3 protein-coding genes are annotated in these 3,589 nt (G+C 30.3%); all 3 read left to right on the forward strand.

Annotated features, from left to right (window positions below):
• Positions 1-2,242 (forward strand): 3'-5' exonuclease (locus tag Q0U66_RS05655; protein WP_297378531.1); only part of this gene is annotated, 2,242 nt, incomplete at its 5' end.
• A gap of 54 nt (positions 2,243-2,296) precedes the next feature.
• Positions 2,297-2,710, forward strand: coding sequence for a hypothetical protein (locus Q0U66_RS05660; protein WP_297378534.1), 414 nt, complete (start codon positions 2,297-2,299; stop codon positions 2,708-2,710).
• A 14-nt stretch (positions 2,711-2,724) separates the two neighbouring features.
• On the forward strand, positions 2,725-3,351 hold the full coding sequence (locus tag Q0U66_RS05665) for a thiamine diphosphokinase (RefSeq protein WP_297378537.1): 627 nt from the start codon (positions 2,725-2,727) through the stop codon (positions 3,349-3,351).
• Positions 3,352-3,589 lie beyond the last annotated feature (238 nt).

The raw sequence follows: 3,589 nt of genomic DNA on the forward strand, positions 1-3,589 counted from the left end.
TTATAAAACAGATAATGAAAATAATATAGCCATTGACCTATACCATAACTTTAGAACTGAAAGAAATCTATTAAATTTTAACAACCTAATTTTCAACAAGCACATGACTGATGAATTAGGGAATGTGAACTATGATACCTATGAGCATAGGCTAGCCCCTGGTAAAGATAGTGATAAGTATGATGACGAATCTACAAAAATATCCTTAAACTTTATTGAAAATATGGATAAAGATGAAGAAGATGAACTAAAAGCAAAAATAGATAGGGAATTGTTGAATATAAATTCTGAAGCTCTTCTTGTAGGGAAAAAAATAAAAGAAATAGTCCATAGAAAGAAAAAAATGTATGAGGAAAAAGCGGCTAAAGAAAATGATGAAGAAAAAGAAAAGAAATCTAAAGAAGAAAAAACTTATTATAATAAGATAGCTGTTTTGGCAAGAAGTAAAACTATATTTCCTGACATTATAAAAGTGCTTGAAATGGAAAAAATACCATACTTTTATGAATCATCAGGATTCTCATATGAAGATATAGAAATCAAAGCCTTTATAGAAATATTGAAAGCAATAGACAATGACCAAGATGATATTACTCTTTTATCAGTATTGACTTCTCCTTTGGTAAATATGACCGATGATGAGCTTGCCCACATCAGGTATGATGATAAAGACCACTCATTCAACTATTGCTTTAGAAATTATTCTCAAAGAAAAGACGCTAATGAAAATATAAAAGAAAAAATCGAAACTTATAATGATAAGATTGAGGAATATAGAGACTTGGAAAGAAAATTAAGCCTTGAAAAGTTGGCTTGGTTTGTATTAAGTGATTCGGGATATCTTTCATATATTTTATCCAAGGATAATGGAGATAGGATCCTTTCTAATATGAAGTTATTTATAGATGAGATAAAAGAAATAGAAAGCGGGTCATTCCAAAGTTTATCTTCGCTTGTTTCTTACTTGAAATTTGCTCAAAAAAAGGACTTGACTGACAGGGAATCAAATGCAGAACTTTCAGAAGAGGATGATGTTGTTAGACTGATGACCATGCACAAGTCAAAGGGCCTTCAATTTGATACTTGCCTTATAGTAAATGCAGGCAAGGGTATGAACACAATGGACCTAAGAGAATCCTTTATAATGAATGAGGGTGGTATCTCATTAAAAGTTTATGATCCTGATACTAATAAGCTTGAAGAACCGATATCTTATAAGTTGATCAAATCTGCTAAAAAAGATGAATTGTTGTCTGAAGAAATGAGAATCTTATATGTAGCCATGACTAGAGCTGAAAGAGAAATTCATTTATTATCAAAAGGTAAAGCTGAAGGATATAAAATTGAAAAAGACGATCCTAAAAAGATGAATAGCTACCATGATTGGATTTATTCAGCTTTAGAGGCTTCACAAAAAGAAATAAACGAGTTAAATATAAAATATAATTTTGAAAATATTAATTCTGCAGATCTTTATAAAGAAGCATTCTTAAATGAAGACCAGGATAAATCTTCAGAAAAATCATCAAAAGAAAATAAGGACTTTGAAGAAAAAGTTGCTGAAAAACTAGAAAAAGTCTTCAATTTTGATTATGACACCAGCATGGTAAATCTTCCATATAAAAAGACTGTTACTGAAATCTCAGCTAAGGATGATAACAAGGAATCAGACTTTAGAGAATATGAAAAGCTAACAGATAAAGAGGTATATAAAACCGAGCTTCTCTTACAGGCGAAGTTCATTGAAAAATCTGACGACTTAAAACTAGACCCACTTGCCAAAGGTAGCCTATATCATTATTTATTTGAAAAACTTCCTATCAAAGCAATGTCTGAAAAAGATTTAGACCAATTCTTTGCCAATATGCTAGAAAACAAGTTTATTAGCCATAAGGAATTTGGTTACATTGATAAAAAACTTTTTATAGACTTTATCAATCATCCAATATTTGCCCAGCTAGTAGAAGCTAAGGAGAATAATAAACTTTATAGGGAATCATCATTTACTATGAAGTATGATGATGAAGGACACCCAATCACTGTCGATGGACAAATTGACCTATTCTTCGAAGATGATTATGGTTTTACTATTTTGGACTTTAAGACAAATAAAATAGTTGATGAAAGTCTATATATTAAACAATTGAACCTATATGCCCAAGCTCTTGAAAAAGCTACAGGCAAAAAGGTTGTAAATAAGTTAATTTATTGGGTAATGTCTGGCCAATTAAGTAAGATTTAGAAATCTAAAATAAGGGTATAAAACTTTATAACGATAAAATATTTAGGAGTGAATATGAGCGAATATATTTTTAAATACCATAAGACAAACCCATGGGCTTCTCATATAGCAAGTATTGACATATATGATAGAGATGAAAATTCACTTGAAGCCTATAAGGGTTACAACTATGAAGAAGCATCAGATAGTTGTGATTTAAATAAGGAAACAAGGGATAAGATAAAAGAATTGATTTTATCTTATGAAAAACTATTTGATGCTAATTTTATACCGGAAGATAACTACGACTTAGATGCTAAAATCAGTAACATTGATTTTAATGCAGGAGACAAGCAAACTAGCTTTTCAATTTTAAATATTCATAATCTTAAAGAATGTGAAAATGTTTCTTATATTTTAGACTTAATGAAAGAAATCAAAGAAGTTTTATTAGAAGCTGGAGTAGATGAAAAATATTTTATCCTTTAGACCTAGGAGAAAAGATGGTGAATACTTTAATAGTTTCAGGTGGATCTGGACCTGGCAAAGATTTTTTAGAAAAATATTATAAACAAGCTGACAAGGTCATAGCTGTAGATAAGGGATTAAATTATCTAAGCAAATACGGCTTTGAAGCAGACTATATAATAGGTGATTTTGACTCTGTAGATTTGGATATTTTATCAGGGGCTGACCAAGATAAATTGATAAAGTATCCTGCTGAGAAAGCTATGACTGATTTTGAAATAGCCCTTGAAAAAGCCATAGAGTTAAAATCTGACAATATATATCTTTTATCAGCCATGGGCGACAGGATGGACCATACTATGGCAAATATCCTTTTACTTAAAAGGCTTGCTGCCCTTGATATAAGGGGATATATATTGGATGAAAATAATTTGATAAGCTATGTAGATGGAGAACTTGAGGTAGATAAAAATGACTACAAGTATTTATCTATAATAGTCCTTGAGGACACTCTTGTGACTTTAAAGGGTGTCAAATATACCCTGGACAAAGAGAAAGTATCATTTCCATCTAGCCTAACAATCTCTAATGAGATTATAGGTGATAAGGCCTATATAGAAACAGACAAATTTTCTGTGTTTATGCTGACAGACCATAAATAAAATATTTGTGATTGTTTCAAGAATTTAAGCTGGCCTAAAAAAGTTAAACTTTATACCAGAGATATATGAAATATATGTCTCTGGTTTTTTGTGACTAGTTAATGGAAGTTTTGGTCGAAATAAGTTTTAAAATTAAAAAGTGCTTTTAATATTCGTAAATAGTTTATGGCTTGACAATGATATTTCTTAAGCGTACTATTGAATGAGGAGAAATTATAAGAAAAGGAAGGTTATTTTA

The sequence above is a fragment of the uncultured Helcococcus sp. genome (genome assembly GCF_946998255.1).
Lineage (GTDB): Bacteria > Bacillota > Clostridia > Tissierellales > Peptoniphilaceae > Helcococcus.